A 15,819-nucleotide genomic window follows, 5' to 3' on the forward strand; every position below is an offset into this window, starting at 1 on the left:
ATGGATCGACGGATCTTCGGTCTGGAGACCGAGTACGGCGTCGCCTGCACCTCCGGCGGGAGCCGGCGGCTGACCCCCGACGAGGTGGCGCGCTACCTGTTCCGACGGGTGGTCACTTGGGGCCGGTCGAGCAATGTCTTCCTGCGCAACGGTTCCCGGATCTACCTCGACGTCGGCTCGCACCCCGAGTACGCGACCGCCGAGTGTGACAACCTGACCGAGCTGATCGCCCATGACAAGGCCGGCGAACGGATCCTGGAGGATCTGATCATCGACGCCGAACAGCGGCTGGCCGCCGAGGGCATCACCGGCGACATCTACCTGTTCAAGAACAACACCGACAGCCACGGGAACTCCTACGGCTGCCACGAGAACTACCTGATCAGCCGGATCGGCGACTTCTCCAAGATCACCGACGTGCTGGTGCCGTTCCTGGTCTCCCGGCAGCTGATCTGCGGTGCCGGCAAGGTGCTGACCACCGTACGGGGAGCGGAGTATTCGGTCTCCCAGCGGGCCGAGCACATCTGGGAATCGGTCTCCAGCGCCACCACCCGGTCCCGTCCGATCATCAACACCCGCGACGAGCCGCACGCCGACCCGGAACGTTACCGCCGGCTGCACGTGATCGTCGGCGACTCCAACATGAGCGAGGCCACCACCCTGCTCAAGGTCGGGGCGACCGAGCTGGTGCTGCGACTGGTCGAGGCCGGCGTGCCGATGCGCGACCTGACCTGTGAGAACCCGATCCGGGCGATCCGCGACATCAGCCGGGACCGGACCGGCCGGGTCCAGGTGGCGTTGGCCAACGGCCGCAAGATCAGCGCTCTGGACCTGCAACGCGCCTACCTGGAGAAGGTGTCGGAATTCGTCTCCGCCCGCGGTCTGGAAACCACCACCACGATGCGGGTGCTTGATCTGTGGGAGCGGGCGATCCGGGCGATCGAGGAGGACAAGCTGTCCTTGATCGACACCGAGATCGACTGGGCGATCAAGCTCAAGCTGCTGGACGCGTACTCCACCAAGCACGGGCTGAGCTTTGCCGACCCGCGGATCGCGCAGCTGGATCTGGCCTATCACGACATCCGCCGCGGGCGGGGTGTGTTCAGCATGCTGGAGCGGCGCGGTTCTGCGGTCCGGGTGACCACCGACCCGGCCATCTTCCGGGCCAAGTCGGTGCCGCCGCAGACCACCCGGGCCAAGCTGCGCGGCGACTTCATCCGACGCGCCCAGGAGGGGCGCAACGACTACACCGTCGATTGGGTGCACCTGAAACTGAACGATCAGGCGCAGCGGACCGTTCTCTGCAAGGACCCGTTCGCATCCTCCGACGAACGCGTCGATCGGCTGATCGCCAGCATGCACAAGTCATGAGCACGGGGGCGTGTCATGAGCACGGGGGACGACCCCCTTGGGCCCCCGGGCGTGGTTGCTTCGGGCGTGCTCGCTCGTGCAGGAGGGGAGTGGAGCCCTGAGCTTGTCGAAGGGCTGTGAAGGTGGGCTCGGGGAGCAGGTAGGGTCTGGTCCGGATCCCGAGGAACTACGAAGTGAGGCCTAAGCGCGTGAGAACGCTGACAACCCCGACCCGACCGCGTCAGCTGGCAAAACTGTTGGTCACCGCCGCGGTCGCCGCGAGCCTGACGGTCTTGGGGGCCTGTGGCAAGGACGATCCCGCACCGAAGGGCAGTCCCAGCGCGTCGGCCAAGCCGACCAGCTCCGCAACCAAAGCCTCGCCCAGCGCCAGCCCGTCGGCGTCGGTCAAGCCGTCGAGCAACCTCGACGGGATCACCGTCAAGGGCGACTACGGCGACAAGCCGACGATCTCCTTCAAGCACCCGTGGGCGATCAACAAGACCCAGTCCAAGGTGCTGAAGAAGGGTTCCGGCGAAGAGGTCCTGGAGTCCGGGTCGGTGACGGTGAACTACGTCGGCGTCGATGGCCGGACCGGCAAGACGTTCGACAGCTCGTTCGCCAACGGCAAGCCGGTGTCGTTCCCGATGAACGGTGTGATCGCCGGCTTCAAGACCGGCCTGGTCGGCAAGCATGTCGGTGATCGGGTGCTGATCGCGATGACCGGACCGGACGGGTACGACTCATCGGGCGGCAACCCGCAGGCCGGGATCAACGTCGGCGACAGCCTGATCTTCGTGGTCGACATCGAGGCGACCACGCTGAAGAGCGCCGAAGGCAAGGAGAACAAGCCGAAGAGCGGTCTGCCGACGGTGGCGATGAAGGACGACAAACCGACCGTCACGATCCCGAAGAGCGATCCGCCGACCAAGACCACGGTCGAGCCGCTGATCACCGGCACCGGCGCCAAGGTCGCCTCCACCGACAATGTCACCACCCGTTCGGTGACCGTGTTGTGGAAGAACGGCAAGGTCGTCGACGACAGCTGGGCCAAGCCGTTCGCCCCGCAGCAGGATCCGAGTACCGGCGCCTTCGTGCCGGAACGTAACAAGGCGATGCAGAAGGCGATGGTCGGGCAGACCGTCGGCAGTCGGGTGGTGATGGTGTTCCCGCCGAAGACCGCCTACAAGTACGAGGACAGGACCCAGGGGATCGGTCCCGACGACACCGTGGTGATGGTGGTCGACATCCTGTTCTCCCAAGCAGGTCAGTGATCTCGGCCCTTCAGCGAGCTCAGCGATCGAGCGCGGCCAGGAACTGCAGCGACCGGTCGGTCAGCAGCCGAGTGGCCTGCTGGTCGTAGGCCGCCAGCGAGGAGTCGGCAAACAGGTGCCGGTCGCCGGGGTAGAGGAACAACTCCGCCTGCTGCGTCGACGCCACCAGTGCCCGCGCGGCATCAAGATCACCGCCGGGCTCGGCAAACAGGGGATCGGCTTCCATCCCGTGCACCTGGACCGGAACGTCCTCCGGCCAGCGGTCGCCGAACTCGGTGACCGGGACACAGCTGTGGAACAGCAACGCCGCGCGGGCACCGGGACGGGTCTGGGCCAGTTCCTGTGCCGGCATCCCGCCGAGCGAGAATCCCGCGTACACCAACTCGCCGCCGACGGCATCGGCGGCAGCGAGGCCACGTTCGCCGATCACGTCGAAGCCGGTCTCCCGCGCGTAGCCGATACCGCTGTCCAGATCGGCGAAGGTCTGCCCCTGGTACAGGTCGGGGGTATGCACCGTGTGTCCGGCGGACCGGAGCGTGTCGGCGAAGGCAACCACCCCCGCCGTCAAACCCTGAGCGTGATGAAACAGAACGATGTCGGCCATGACCGCCCCCAATGATCCAAATATTTCGAACGTTCTGCGATGTTAGTCTGATCCGGCTATGACCGTCAACGTTCCCGACTCCGGGCCATCCGATCAGGTGCCCGACTACGAGCTGGCCGACCGGCTCGAGCTGACCACCGCCGATCAGGTCCGGGCGATCGGTGACGAACTGCGGACCACGATCCTCGGGCTGCTGCATGAGCGGGCGGCCACGGTCACCGAGCTGGCGACCGCGGTACGCCGCCCGAAGAGCACCGTTGCCCACCATGTCGGCGTGCTGGCCGACGCCGGCCTGCTCCGGGTGGTCCGAACCCGCCGGGTGCGGGCGATCGAGGAGCGCTACTACGGCCGGACCGCCCGGATGTTCTACATCGGTCTCGGCCGCCGGGTCGGCGGTCCCGACCAGCCGGCCGACATCAACGACTTCGAGGCCGCCGCCACCGAATCCTCGGCCGCCTACCGGGGTGGGCAGCTGCGGTCGCTGACCCGACACGTCCGGATCCCCCAAGAACGGGCCGCAGAATTCTGGACCCGGGTCGCCGACCTGGTCAGCGACTTCGAACGACTACCGCGTTCCGGCGACGTCGGGTACGGCCTGACCGTCGGCCTCTACCCGATCCCCGACTACCCGGTCCTCCCCGACAAGAAGGACTGAGCACGGCGCTCCGAGGAGTTGCTCGAGCAAAGGGTGGCAGATCGTCGAGATTTCCAACGCGAACCTCGAGTAACTCGGCGGGCGTCGGGGTTACGGCACCAGTCCGATGACCAAGGCCATGCCCAGGAACAGCGCGAGTTGGTAGGCGCCGTTGATCAGGGTCAGTCGAGTCGGCTTCTGCTCGAATCCGTTGTGTTGGGCCAGGGTGGACAGCGACAAGCCGAGCCACAGCGTGAACCCGACGGTCAGATCGATCCAGAGCGCGTCGCTCCCGACGTGGGCGGAGGTGACCGAGCAGGCGGCGGCGACTGTCAGCGCCGTCACGATGATCGATGCCACCAGGACCACGAACGGCCGTTTGCCGACTCGCGCCGAGTCCTCCTTGGTCACGCCGGTCAGCTTCCGCCAGGTCGGACCGACGAGCCCCCAATCGCTGTACCAGACCCAGGCGATGGCCATCCCGACCACGATCGCGGCCACGACGGCCAACCAGCTGGTGCCTGCCACGGAAGATCTCCTCTGCTCGACGACCGAATCACCGTGGTTGATACAATCAAGCATGATGGAAGACGTCAACCAGACCCCGGTCAAGCTGGCTCCGAAGGGTCAACGCAGCTACCGGCAGTTCTGCGCACTGGCTCGCGCCTTGGACGTCGTGGGCGAGCGGTGGTCGCTGCTGATCGTGCGAGAGCTGCTTCCCGGTCCGATGCGCTACACCGACCTGAAGGGCTCGCTGGCGGGGATTGCGACGAATCTGCTGGCGTCACGACTGCGGACGCTGGAAGACAACGGGATCGTCGAGCGACAGCTGGACCGGGCGGGTGTCGTCTACGGTCTCACGTCTTGGGGTGCCGAGCTGCGCGAGCCGATGGAGGCGCTCGGGCGGTGGGGTACGCCGCTGCTCGCGTCCGGCCGCGGCGACGACACCTTTCAGCCACGCTGGCTGACGCTCGCGCTGCCCGCCCTGCTGCGGGGGACGACGGCGAACCCACCGGTGGAGCTGGGCATCGAGACCGACGGATCCCTGATGGTGCTGCGCGTCGATGCAGACGGCCCGAGCGCCCACATCCGACCCGGCGACCAGCCGGAGTCGGTCCTCACCGCCAGCTCGGACGTGGTTGTCGCTCTCGCTGCTGGCGGCATGACGATCGATCAGGCCGTGGACAGCGGCGAATTCACCGGCGAGCCCGACATCCTCCGTACGATCTTCGCGCGAGGAACGGGTGGGTGATCGGCGAAGTTCTCACCGCGAATCTCGAGCACCTCGGCCGGCGACCTCGCGGACCATCACGCAGTTGCCCTGACCCTTGGGTCGGTCGTAGCTGAAGCCCTCGCGCTCGTACATCGTCCGGGTCGCGTTGTAGAGGAAGGAGGAGTTCTTCTTCCGGACCCCGCCGGTGTCGTGCGGATAGCCTTCGACCCGGCCGCCGCCGGCGTCGGCGATCAGCTCGACGGCGCCGCGCAGCGCGGCCGCAGCCAGTCCCTGACCGCGATGATCACGCTCGACCAGGATGCAGGTGATCCGGTAGTCGGGAAGTTGATCGGTGGTGGCGAGATACTCCTTGCGGTGATGGATGTTGGGCAGCTCATCGGGCGTTCCGTACTCTGCCCAGGCGACCGCCTGGTCGCCGTCGTAGACCAGGGCGGCGTGGGCGATTCCCTCGGCCACCAGACGTTGCTTGAGCGCCCGATTCCCCTCTGCGCTCTGCCGCTTCTCCGCGCAGTCGGGATGGAAGTGCGTACACCAGCAGCTGGCGAACATGCCCTTGTTGCGCTCGACGAGCGCGGCGAAGTCGTCGAACGTCTCCGGCGTCAGTGCCTTGATCGTGTAGTCGGACATGTCGGCAACGTACAACGATTCGAGGGGCTCCGTCCGCGTCAGAACCGGTCGGCGGCCAGCCGGCCCGCCGCCGCGGCGGCCAGGAAGTAGGCCGGGTCGGCGTCCAGGTCGCGGCCCATGCTGGACAGCCGCACCGGCGTCTCGGCGAGAGCCTGGTCCAGGCCGTCCAGGGGGACCCGGTGCAGCCGATGGACCTGGCCCAGGCCGGCTACCGCCTCATCGATCCGCGGTGCCAGCCGGGGCAGCGTGGAGAGGTCGCGAATGCCGGACAACGCCGAGACGTCGGAGAAGTCGGGCACGGCGATGTCGGCCGGCCGCAGCGCTACCTTGCCGTAGGCGGTCAGACTGTGGTGGGAGACCCCGCGGTGTCGCGGCCGCGGGTCGGCGCTGGAGATCCGCAGTGAACCGATCGGCCGGCCGCCGAGCACCTCCGCAGCATTGATCGCTTCTCCGACACCGGTGCCGGAGAAGCCCCATCGGGTGCCGGTGCCGAGATTGCCGGGCCCTTGAGTGATCAGCACCACATCGGCCGCGGCCGCGATCTTCGCGGCCAGCAGACCCGAGTGCACGTTGACCGCCTCGAAGTCACCACCGTAGGCCTGCCCGCAGGTGATCGTCGCGGCCAGCCAGCCGGCCTCCCGCAACGCGGCGACGGTCTTGGAGAAGGCCAACGGAAGGGCTGCCTGGTCGGTCATCAGATAGGCGACCCGCGGAAGTTGATCATGGCCTGCGTTTCGGGCCCGGTCGTAGCGCAGCGCGGCGATGATCGGCGTCAGTGCCGAATGCAGGTCGGCGACGATCACCGGCAGCCCGTCAAGATCATCGGCGGCGTCGAGTTGATCATGGTACGGCGCACCCTGCTCGTCGACGCCGTTGATCATCGCCTGGGTGGGGGTGTACCGCGCCTTGACCAGGTGGCCGCGCGGCGCGGGTGGCTGTCCGGTCAAGCGGCCGTGTTGATCAAGCACAGCGACCACCAACGCATAGCCGCCGGTGCCGAGGCGCTGTTCGACGGCGGCGATGTTGATCACCGCCCGATCACCCACTCGCGGTTCGGCCACCAGATCGAGATAGGCCAGCGACCGGAAGCTCCGACCGTCGTCGGCGTCGACGGTGACCTCCAGCGCACCGGACCAGCGGTCGCCGACCGTGGCCACTGTTCCTTCAGCCCAGATGATCACCCGGCCGAGCCTAGTGCGAAGAGTCCTGAGCTTGTCGAAGGACAGGATCTGCGCGGTTGCGATCGCGTCCTTCCGGCCGGCTCAGGAGCCGGGGGACACGATCCAAGGCCGGTGGGGGAGGGCAGCTGGATCGAAGCGTTGCCGCAGGTCGGCGAGGGTGACCGATTCGCCGGGTACGGCGAGCTCGAGGGAGACCGCGATCATGGTCAGCACGTCGCCCGGGTCGACGCCCCGGACAGCGAGGTCGGCCAGCGTGACCGCGCCGTCCCGTTTGGCCAGTCGGCGACCGTCGGCGTTCAGGGCCAGCGGCACGTGGGCGTAGGTCGGGGCAGGAAACCCGAGCAGGTCGGCGAGATAGCTCTGGTTGACCGCGGATTCCAACAGGTCGTCGCCGCGGACCACCTGGTCGACCCCGCTCCCGGCGTCGTCGACGACCACCGCCAGGTTGTAGGCCGCGACGCCGTCGTTGCGGCGCAGCACGATGTCGTCGGGCACGGCGGTGACCTCGCCGTGCAGCAGGTCGGTGACGGTGACCGGGGCCGACTCGGCCCGCAATCGGATCGCCGGCGTTCGGTCGCGGCCGCGTACTGCCTGCTCGGTGGCGGTCAGGGATCGGCAGGTGCCGGGATAGCGTCCCGCGGTCGCATGGGGTGCCGATGCGGCCTCGGCGATCTCCCGGCGGGTACAGAAGCAGGGGAACGTACGGTCGGTCAGCCGGCGCAACGCCTCGTCGTATGCGGTGAAACGGTCGGACTGGACGACGGTCGGCGGATCGAAGGTGAGTCCGAGGGACTCCAGGTCGGCACGTTGTCGGTCGGCCAGCCCGGGCCGCACCCGGGAGGCGTCCAGATCCTCGATCCGATACAGCAGTTCGCCATCCGGATCGGAGTGGGCGAAGAGCCAGGCAAGCACCGCGGTCCGCAGATTGCCCAGATGCAGATCTCCGGTCGGGCTGGGTGCATACCGGCCGCGGGTCACACCGGCGAGCGTACCGGTGTGTGTCGCCGGAAGGGTGCCCGCGTCGCGGTCGACGGGCCGACTCCGAGTGTCGCGATAATCGAACTCCTGTGTGATGATAGCGTGCGAATTCTCACCCGGCCGCCACCTGAGGAGCCCTGATGGCACCGCGGAAGACCGAGCGGATCCTCAACCTGACGATCTGCCTGCTGGTCACGCGGAACTACCTGCCCAAAAGCCGGATCCGGGAGATCGTCGAGGGTTATCACGACCTGACCGACCAGGCGTTCGAGCGCACCTTCGAGCGGGACAAGGAGGAGCTGCGTCGGCTCGGGATCCCGCTCCAGGTCGGCTCCTTCGATGCGATGTTCGACGACGAGCCGGGCTACCGGATCGAGCGTACCGACTTCGAACTGCCGCCGATCGAACTGGACGCCGAGGAGGCGGCGGTGGTCGGTGTGGCGGCCCGGTCCTGGCGGCATACGTCGGTCGCGGAGTCCACCCGCAGCGCGCTGGCCAAACTCCGTGCCGCCGGTATCGAGCCGGACACCTCGCAACTTTCCGCCCTGGAGCCCAATGTCACCGCCAATGAGCCGGCGTTCGAACCACTCTGGAGCGCGGTCCTGGACCGGGCCCGGGTGACCTTCGACTACCGCGGCCGCGGCACCCGGACCCTGGAGCCCTGGGGCCTGACCTCAAACAAGGGTCGCTGGTACGTGGTCGGTCACGACACCGATCGCAACGCGGTCCGGATGTTCAAGCTGTCCCGGATCATCACGCTGCCGCGGCGGGTATCCCGTGACGGCGCCTACGAGGTCCCGGCCGATCTCGACCTGCGCCGGCTGGCCCGCTCGCTGGCGCCCGAGGAGGCCCATGCGACGGCCCTGGTCGCGGTCCGACCGGGCAAGGCACCGGGAGTCCGTCGTCGGGGCCGTCCGTTGGATGCCGACCGGCTGGCAACGCTGGAGATCCGGTGGCCGAACGGTTTCGAGGTGGTCGAGGTCGGGTACGCCGACCCGGCGTTCATCGGTGAGGAACTGGCCGGTTACGCGGCCGACGTGGTGGTGCTCGAGCCGGCCGAGCTGCGCGCCGCGGTGATCGAGCGGCTGAGTGCGGTCTCCGGTACCCGTTCCACACCGCGGCGCTACCGCGAACCGGTGGTCGGCGTCGCACCCCGGCAGGAGCAGCAGTCATGACCAGTGCACAGACCTCGCAGTCCCAGGTCCGCCGGCTGCTCAGCCTGATCCCGTACCTGCGGGAACACGACGGTATCCCCATCGCCGACGTCGCGGAGGCGTTCGGGGTCACCTCGCAGCGGATCCGCGACGATCTGGGCGTGCTGTGGATGTGTGGGCTGCCGGGGCTGAGCCCGGGCGACCTGATCGACATCGACATGGACGCGGTCGACGGCGAGGGCGTCATCCACCTGTCCAACGCCGACTATCTGACCCGGCCGCTGCGGCTGTCCGCCGATGAGGCACTGGCCCTGATCCTGGCCCTGCGGACGCTGCGCGGGGTCGCTGCCCAGGGCGATCGGGCAGCGATCGACCGGGTGTTGGACAAGCTGCAGGCGGTGGCCGGCTCGATTCCGGACCGGGCCGAGGTCCGGGTCACCGGCGGCGCCGACGAGGTGCAGGACACCGTCAACGAGGCGTTCCGGCGAGGCAAGCGGCTGGAACTGACCTACGACGTGGCTTCCCGCGCCGAAACCACGCATCGCTTCGTCGATCCGCTGCGGGTGTTCGTGCTGGACGGCTACGGCTACCTGGACGCCTGGTGCTACTCGGCGAACGGGATGCGGTCGTTCCGGCTGGACCGGATCGCCGAGGCACGGATGACCGATGTCGACGTCGCCGACCATGACGTGGTGCTGCGGGACCTGTCCGGCGGTTGGTTCGACGCCCTGAAGGACGCTCCGCTGGTCACCCTGGCGTTGGATCACAGTGCCGCCTGGGTGGCGGAGTACTACCCGATGGAGCAGGTCGCCGAGGCGGCCGACGGCGGGCTGACGGTGACGACGAGGATCAGCGATCCGGCCTGGCTGCGCAGCCTGCTGCTCCGGCTCGGCGGCGCCGTACGGGTGCTGTCGCCGGCGGGAGCCGGCGACTCGGCCGCCGATGCCGCCACCGAGGCACTCGACCAGTACGCCGCCCTGGCCCACTGAGTCGACGGCCCACTGAGTCGACGGCCCACTGAGTCGACGGCACACTGAGTCGATGGCGTGCCGGATCGGTACGAGGTTAGGGTGGCGTCGTGATCTGGGTATTCGTGTTCGGCGGCATCGCCGTGGTTGGCCTCATCATGGTGGTCAGCTACGCGATCTGGCTGGCGCACAAGGCCTCCGATGTCTATGCCGAGGCGAAGGTGCTGGGAGCCCGCGCCGAGCAGTTCCTCGAGATCACGTCCGGAATCGAGGTGCCCGAGGGAGCTTTGGATTCTGTGAAGCAGACCAGATTGCAACCTGCTCGGCGCAGACGGCGCCGTTCGACGACGTAGGATGGCCACTGTTGCGGCCTCGGCACCGATGCGGAGGGCCAACCGCAGCCGCACTGGATCGAAATGAGGACTTTCATGACTCCGATGGCATTCCCGATCGGCCCCACCGAGATGATCATCATTCTGGTGATCGTGCTGGTGCTGTTCGGCGGCGCCCGGCTGGCCGGGCTCGGTAAGAGCACCGGTCGCGCGATCCGGGAGTTCAAGGAAGAGACCAAGAATCTCGGCGGCGACAAGTCCGAGGACGTCGTCGACGCCGAGGTGGTCGAGCCGCAGAACCAGCAGTCTCAGCAGCAGAATCCGCCGGCAGTCGGCGGAGCGCAGCAGCAACAGGCTCCGCAGGAGCCGCAACAGCAGAGCGCGCAGCAGTCCGGTGGCAGCTCGACGCAGTCGACACAGTCCTACGGCAGCGCGACCCAGCCGACCGAGGCCCGCCGCGACGCCTGAGGCGTAGCGCCCAGCACTCGCGAACCCTGTAGTGGCACTCAGCATCCGGGGCCGGCCGATCCGGTTCAGCCTCGCCTGGTTGAAGCCGCCTCCGATGCCGGAGGACGGCAACATGACGCTGTTCGAGCATCTGCGCGAACTGCGATATCGCCTGGTCATCATCGTGTTGGCGATCGCGGTCGGACTGATCGTGGCGTTCATCTTCAACGCCCAGTTGTTCGACCTGATCATGCACCCGTTCAAGATCGCCCAGGCGGTCGTCCAGGAACAGCATCCCGACATCAAATTGCAGACCATCGTCGAGGGCGTCGGCAGTTCGTTCACCCTGGTGCTGAAGACCTGCTTGATCGCGGCGATCATCGGCACCTCACCGATCTGGATCTACCAGATCTGGGCGTTCATCGTCCCTGGCCTGATGGCCAAGGAGAAGAAGTGGACGCTGATCTTCCTGAGCGCGGCGATCCCGCTGTTCCTGTTCGGTGTGGCTCTGGCCTACTTCGTGATCCCGAAGGGGATCGCGGTGATGATCGGCTTCAACCCCGACGCCGGCACCATCACCAACCTGCTCGACGTGCAGGGCTTCCTGACCTTCCTGATCCGCGTCATGATCGTGTTCGGTGCCGGATTCGAACTGCCGGTGTTCGTGCTCGGTCTGAACTTCCTCGGCGTGGTCAAGGCCAAGCAGTTGTCCAAGGCCCGGCCGTTCATCATCTTCGCCTGTTTCGTGTTCGGCGCGGTGGCAACGCCGCAGACCGACCCGATCTCGATGCTGATGCTGGCCGCTCCGATGACGATCCTGTACATCGCCGCCGAGATCATCGCTCACATCCACGATCGCGCGCTGGCCAGGCGTGGGGTCGACGGTGGGGTCGACGCCAACAGCGGCATCGCCAACGACCGGGCACTGGCTGCGCTCGAGGGGCGCGACCTGGACGCCACCGAGCCGTCCACCCAGCAGACCGTGGCCGATCTGCTCGGCCTCGGCCCGGCAACGACCAAGCCGGATGACGCGTCCGGCCCGGCCAAGGACGATGACCGCTCCTGAGCCTGGCCGACGGGCGGCCGGCAGGGTCGCGCTGGTGGTCAACCCGTCGGCGGGTAAGGGCCGTGCCCAGGAAGTTCTGCCCGAGATCGCGGGACGGATCCGCGACGCCGGCCACACTCTGGACATCTGGCTCAGCCGGGACTTCGGTGAGGCGCGGGAACTGATCCACAAGGCGGCCAACTCCGCCGCCGACGTGGTCGCGGTGATGGGCGGCGACGGGATCCTGCATCTGGGCGTCAACGAGGCGGCCCGCGCCCAGCTGTCCGGGCCGTCGGCACCGACGCTGGGCCTGATCCCGGCCGGCACCGGCAACGACCTGTGCCGCGGGTTGGACATCGGCGAGGACCCGCTGAAGGCACTGGACGTGATCCTGGCCGGCCACGAGCGACAGATCGACCTGGCCCGGGTCGGTGAGGCGTTCATCGGGACCATCGTCGCCACCGGCTTCGACGCGCTGGTCAATCGGCGGGCCAACGACATGAACTGGCCGAAGGGGTCGGCCCGCTATCCGCTGGCCCTGATGGCCGTGCTGCGGACCTTCCAGCCGTTGCAGTACCAGCTCACCATCGACGGCGTACGGCGTGACCTGGACGCGATGCTGGTCGCCGTCGGCAACACCCGCAGCTACGGCGGCGGGATCAGGATCTGTCCCGACGCCGACCCGTCCGACGGGCTGCTCGAGGTGACCATCATCCATCCGGTGGGCCGCCCGACGCTGTTGCGGCTGATGCCGTCGCTGTACACCGGGAAGTTCGTCTCCGACCCCTGCGTCGAGCTGCTCCGGGTGCGGGACATCACCATCGACGGCCCCGGCCTGGTCGGGTTCGGCGACGGCGAGATGATCGGCGCCGCCCCGCTGACGGTCAGCCAGGTCCCCGCCGCGCTCCGCGTCTGCCTACCCCCGATCCCAACCCGCTGACCCGTCAGTTTCTCCCCGACACGCCGGGCGTGTCGGGGAGAAACTGACGGGTCAGCGTGGATGGGCGCCGAGTACCGTGGGCGGCGATGTCCGCAGAGCAACGGGGTGATTCGTCCCCCTCCGATTCCCCCGCCCGGTCGAGCAGCCCATCCGAGGCGTACGCGCAGTTCCGCGCCACCCAACTGAGCGCTTCGCTCGCCGGCTTCGCCAGTGCCTACGGCTTCGACTTCGACGACTACCAGCGTGAGGCCTGCCACCACGTGGAGGACGGATCCGGGGTGCTGGTCGCCGCACCGACCGGGGCCGGCAAGACCATCGTCGGCGAATACGCGGTCTATCTCGCCCTGCAGCAGGGCCGCAAGGCCTTCTACACCACGCCGATCAAGGCCCTGTCCAACCAGAAGTACGCCGACCTGGTCCGCCGGCACGGCGCCGACAATGTCGGTCTGCTGACCGGCGACTCCTCGATCAACTCCGAAGCCCCGGTCGTGGTGATGACCACCGAGGTGCTGCGGAACATGATCTACGCCGGGTCCAAGACCCTGAACGGTCTCGGTTACGTGGTGATGGACGAGGTGCACTATCTCGCCGACCGGTTCCGCGGTGCGGTCTGGGAAGAGGTGATCATCGGGCTGGCCGAGTCGGTCCAGGTGGTCGCGCTGTCGGCGACGGTCAGCAACGCCGAGGAATTCGGCGACTGGCTGGCCGAGGTCCGCGGCGACATGGCCGTGGTGGTCTCCGAACGGCGGCCGGTGCCGCTGTTCCAGCACGTGCTGGTCGGCCGCAAGCTGCACGACCTGTTCCAGGGGGTGGCGCCGACGGCGATCACGGCCGCCGACGGCAAACAGCGCGGCGGCAAGAAGGCCGAGGTCAATCCGGCGTTGACCCGGATCGCCAAGGACGAGGCCCGCGCCGTCCGCGACGACTCCCGGCGGCCCCGGGGACGCAGTGGCAAGGGCAAGCGGTCGGTCTCCTACGGCAGCGGTCGCTACGGTGGCGCCGCACACCGCAAGAACTGGGACGGCCCCGGTGAGAAAGGTGACCGCCGCCGGCCCCGCTCGCTCTCGGTGCCCAGCCGCTACGACGTCGTCGACGCCCTGGAACGCGACGGGCTGCTGCCCGCGATCGTATTCATCTTCTCCCGGGCCGGCTGCGACGCCGCGGTCCGCCAACTGCTCGGCTCCCATCTGCGGTTGACCGACCTCGACGAGCAGGCCGAACTGATCGCGATCGCCGAACGACACACCGCCGGCCTGAGCCGGTCCGACAAACGGGCGCTCGGCTACGACAATTTCATCGAGGGGCTGATCCGCGGGATCGCGGCGCACCATGCCGGGCTGCTGCCGGCATTCAAGGAATGCGTCGAGGAAGCCTTCGTGAAGGGTCTGGTCAAGGTGGTGTTCGCCACCGAGACCCTGGCGCTGGGCATCAACATGCCGGCCCGCAGCGTGGTGCTGGAGAAGCTGGTCAAGTTCAACGGCGAAACCCATGCCGACATCACGCCGGGGGAGTACACCCAGCTCACCGGTCGCGCCGGCCGCCGCGGCATCGACGTCGAGGGGCACGCGGTGGTGCTCTGGCAGCCGGGCCTGGACCCGCGCGCGGTCGCCGGGCTGGCGTCACGGCGTACCTATCCGTTGAACTCATCCTTCGCGCCGACCTACAACATGGCGGTCAACCTGGTCGGGGCGGTCGGCCGGGACCGAGCCCGTACGCTGCTGGAACAGTCGTTCGCGCAGTACCAGTCCGACCGCTCGGTGGTCGGACTGGCCCGCAAGGTGGCCCGGAACAAGACCGAGATCGACCGGTTGTTCGGCGAGGCGGCCTGTGACCGCGGCGACTTCATCGAGTACGCCGGGATGCGGGAGGAGATCACCCGGATCGAGTCCGAGGCTGCCCGGGATCGCAAGCTCAACCGGCAGTCCGAGGCGATCGCCGCCCTGCAGGACCTCAGCCGGGGCGACATCATCCGGATCCCGTCCGGACGGTCCACGGGCTGGGCGGTGGTGATCGATCCCGGCGTCCAGGGTCACCGGCAGGCACCCCAACCTCAGGTGGAGACCGAGGAGGGGCAGGTCCGCCGCCTCGGCATCGTCGACTTCCCGACCCCGCCGCCGGTGGTCGGCCGGATCAAGGTGCCCAAGCACTACCACCCGAAGGACAAGGCGACCGTCCGCAACCTGCGGGCGGCCCTGGAGGCCAAGCTGCACACCCTCGATCTTGATCTTGGTCGGTACAAGCCGTCGGCGATGGACCCGGAGGCGACCGCCCGGGTCGCGGTGTTGCGGGAGCGGCTGGAGAATCATCCCTGCCACAACTGCCCCGAACGGGAGACCCACGCCAGGATCGCGGCGGCCGCCTTCCGGCTGCAGCGCGAAAATGATCAAGCAGATCGGCAGATGGATCGGCGGACGTCGACCATCGCGGTCCAGTTCGACAAGATCTGCCAGATCCTCACCGCCTTCGGCTACCTCGGCGACGGCGCGGCCGACGACCGGGTCACCGACGCCGGCCGGATGCTGGCCAGGATCTATGCCGAACTTGATCTTGTGGCCGCCGAATGCATCCGTGCCGGTGTCTTCGACGGTCTCACCGTGCCGCAGTTGGCGGCGGTGCTGTCGACGTTGATCTACGAGGCACGGCGTACTGATCATGGTCGGTTCCGTCCGCAGATGCCGGATCGGCAGAGCGAGGACGCGATGGTGGCACTGCGTCGGATCTGGCGCGAGGTGTCCTTCGCCGAGCGGGACGTCCGGTTGGAACGCGGCCCGGAGCCCGACATCGGCTTCGCCCGCGCCGCCTACGCCTGGGCCGCGGACCGGCCGCTGTCCGCCGTGCTGGACGACAACGACCTGACCGCCGGCGACTTCGTGCGCTGGGTCCGGCAGGTGATCGACTTCGCCGGCCAGATCGCCGACGCCGCCGGACCGACCCCACTGCGGGAGACCGCCCGCACGGTGGTCACCGCGATGCGTCGCGGAGTGATCGACTTCACCCCCGACGAGCCGGACGGCAGCCCTGATCCGTACGTCGCCGATGACCGCTGAGCCGACG

Annotated in this window: 15 protein-coding genes and 1 pseudogene; 11 read left to right on the top strand and 5 right to left on the bottom strand. The window is 68.1% G+C overall.

The window, feature by feature from the left end; translation table 11 throughout:
- The gene (pafA, locus tag BLU38_RS21565) at positions 1 to 1,371 is read left to right on the top strand and encodes a Pup--protein ligase (protein WP_091527454.1); all 1,371 of its coding nucleotides are present in this window, start codon (positions 1 to 3) and stop codon (positions 1,369 to 1,371) included.
- Positions 1,372 to 1,559: 188 nt separating this feature from the next.
- Positions 1,560 to 2,621, top strand: a complete 1,062-nt coding sequence (locus BLU38_RS21570; RefSeq protein WP_231919974.1) for an FKBP-type peptidyl-prolyl cis-trans isomerase — start codon at positions 1,560 to 1,562, stop codon at positions 2,619 to 2,621.
- A gap of 19 nt (positions 2,622 to 2,640) precedes the next feature.
- Here BLU38_RS21570 and BLU38_RS21575 read toward each other — a convergent pair whose 3' ends face one another.
- The gene (locus BLU38_RS21575; protein WP_091527456.1) at positions 2,641 to 3,225 is read right to left on the bottom strand and encodes a dienelactone hydrolase family protein; all 585 of its coding nucleotides are present in this window, start codon (positions 3,223 to 3,225) and stop codon (positions 2,641 to 2,643) included.
- Between the two features lie 58 nt (positions 3,226 to 3,283).
- Between BLU38_RS21575 and BLU38_RS21580 the strand changes: the two genes are divergently transcribed.
- The gene (locus BLU38_RS21580) at positions 3,284 to 3,880 is read left to right on the top strand and encodes an ArsR/SmtB family transcription factor (RefSeq protein ID WP_091527457.1); all 597 of its coding nucleotides are present in this window, start codon (positions 3,284 to 3,286) and stop codon (positions 3,878 to 3,880) included.
- A 90-nt stretch (positions 3,881 to 3,970) separates the two neighbouring features.
- Here BLU38_RS21580 and BLU38_RS21585 read toward each other — a convergent pair whose 3' ends face one another.
- Positions 3,971 to 4,387, bottom strand: a complete 417-nt coding sequence (locus tag BLU38_RS21585) for a DUF1761 domain-containing protein (protein WP_231919976.1) — start codon at positions 4,385 to 4,387, stop codon at positions 3,971 to 3,973.
- Between BLU38_RS21585 and BLU38_RS21590 the strand changes: the two genes are divergently transcribed.
- Positions 4,332 to 5,111, top strand: coding sequence for a winged helix-turn-helix transcriptional regulator (locus BLU38_RS21590; protein WP_231919977.1), 780 nt, complete (start codon positions 4,332 to 4,334; stop codon positions 5,109 to 5,111). The genes BLU38_RS21585 and BLU38_RS21590 overlap by 56 nt on opposite strands.
- A 12-nt stretch (positions 5,112 to 5,123) precedes the next feature.
- Here BLU38_RS21590 and BLU38_RS21595 read toward each other — a convergent pair whose 3' ends face one another.
- From BLU38_RS21595 to gluQRS, 3 genes are all read right to left on the bottom strand, one after another.
- Entirely contained in the window at positions 5,124 to 5,720 is a 597-nt protein-coding gene (locus tag BLU38_RS21595) for a GNAT family N-acetyltransferase (RefSeq protein WP_091527460.1), read from the bottom strand.
- Between the two features lie 38 nt (positions 5,721 to 5,758).
- The gene (locus BLU38_RS21600) at positions 5,759 to 6,901 is read right to left on the bottom strand and encodes a DUF3866 family protein (protein ID WP_091527461.1); all 1,143 of its coding nucleotides are present in this window, start codon (positions 6,899 to 6,901) and stop codon (positions 5,759 to 5,761) included.
- 81 nt (positions 6,902 to 6,982) lie between these two features.
- Positions 6,983 to 7,879 (bottom strand): tRNA glutamyl-Q(34) synthetase GluQRS, encoded by an 897-nt coding sequence (gene gluQRS, locus BLU38_RS21605; protein ID WP_091527462.1) that lies wholly within the window; start codon positions 7,877 to 7,879, stop codon positions 6,983 to 6,985.
- Positions 7,880 to 8,019: 140 nt separating this feature from the next.
- Here gluQRS and BLU38_RS21610 point away from each other — a divergent pair, with 140 nt between their 5' ends.
- From BLU38_RS21610 to BLU38_RS21640, 7 genes and pseudogenes are all read left to right on the top strand, one after another.
- Complete coding sequence (locus BLU38_RS21610) at positions 8,020 to 9,054, top strand: helix-turn-helix transcriptional regulator (RefSeq protein WP_091527463.1); 1,035 nt, start codon at positions 8,020 to 8,022, stop codon at positions 9,052 to 9,054.
- On the top strand, positions 9,051 to 10,022 hold the full coding sequence (locus tag BLU38_RS21615; RefSeq protein ID WP_091527464.1) for a helix-turn-helix transcriptional regulator: 972 nt from the start codon (positions 9,051 to 9,053) through the stop codon (positions 10,020 to 10,022). The genes BLU38_RS21610 and BLU38_RS21615 overlap by 4 nt, the downstream gene beginning before the upstream one ends.
- 89 nt (positions 10,023 to 10,111) lie before the next feature.
- Positions 10,112 to 10,354, top strand: coding sequence for a hypothetical protein (locus BLU38_RS21620; RefSeq protein ID WP_091527465.1), 243 nt, complete (start codon positions 10,112 to 10,114; stop codon positions 10,352 to 10,354).
- 84 nt (positions 10,355 to 10,438) lie between these two features.
- Positions 10,439 to 10,600 (top strand): annotated as a pseudogene (tatA, locus tag BLU38_RS31845) (twin-arginine translocase TatA/TatE family subunit); the annotation flags it as partial.
- Positions 10,601 to 10,913: 313 nt separating this feature from the next.
- Positions 10,914 to 11,846, top strand: a complete 933-nt coding sequence (gene tatC, locus BLU38_RS21630) for a twin-arginine translocase subunit TatC (protein WP_157683605.1) — start codon at positions 10,914 to 10,916, stop codon at positions 11,844 to 11,846.
- On the top strand, positions 11,833 to 12,765 hold the full coding sequence (locus BLU38_RS21635; protein WP_157683606.1) for a diacylglycerol/lipid kinase family protein: 933 nt from the start codon (positions 11,833 to 11,835) through the stop codon (positions 12,763 to 12,765). The genes tatC and BLU38_RS21635 overlap by 14 nt, the downstream gene beginning before the upstream one ends.
- Before the next feature lie 182 nt (positions 12,766 to 12,947).
- Positions 12,948 to 15,812, top strand: a complete 2,865-nt coding sequence (locus tag BLU38_RS21640) for a DEAD/DEAH box helicase (RefSeq protein ID WP_407939715.1) — start codon at positions 12,948 to 12,950, stop codon at positions 15,810 to 15,812.
- Positions 15,813 to 15,819 lie beyond the last annotated feature (7 nt).

This window comes from Microlunatus soli, from assembly GCF_900105385.1.
GTDB classification, from domain to species: Bacteria; Actinomycetota; Actinomycetes; order Propionibacteriales; family Propionibacteriaceae; genus Microlunatus; species Microlunatus soli.

Coding starts and splice junctions, on each gene's coding strand:
- pafA (WP_091527454.1), top strand. CDS start 1: ATGGATCGACGGATCTTCGGTCTGGAGACCGAGTACGGCGTCGCCTGC.
- BLU38_RS21575 (WP_091527456.1), bottom strand. CDS start 3,225: ATGGCCGACATCGTTCTGTTTCATCACGCTCAGGGTTTGACGGCGGGG.
- BLU38_RS21580 (WP_091527457.1), top strand. CDS start 3,284: ATGACCGTCAACGTTCCCGACTCCGGGCCATCCGATCAGGTGCCCGAC.
- BLU38_RS21590 (WP_231919977.1), top strand. CDS start 4,332: ATGGCCATCCCGACCACGATCGCGGCCACGACGGCCAACCAGCTGGTG.
- BLU38_RS21595 (WP_091527460.1), bottom strand. CDS start 5,720: ATGTCCGACTACACGATCAAGGCACTGACGCCGGAGACGTTCGACGAC.
- BLU38_RS21610 (WP_091527463.1), top strand. CDS start 8,020: ATGGCACCGCGGAAGACCGAGCGGATCCTCAACCTGACGATCTGCCTG.
- BLU38_RS21615 (WP_091527464.1), top strand. CDS start 9,051: ATGACCAGTGCACAGACCTCGCAGTCCCAGGTCCGCCGGCTGCTCAGC.
- tatC (WP_157683605.1), top strand. CDS start 10,914: ATGACGCTGTTCGAGCATCTGCGCGAACTGCGATATCGCCTGGTCATC.
- BLU38_RS21635 (WP_157683606.1), top strand. CDS start 11,833: ATGACCGCTCCTGAGCCTGGCCGACGGGCGGCCGGCAGGGTCGCGCTG.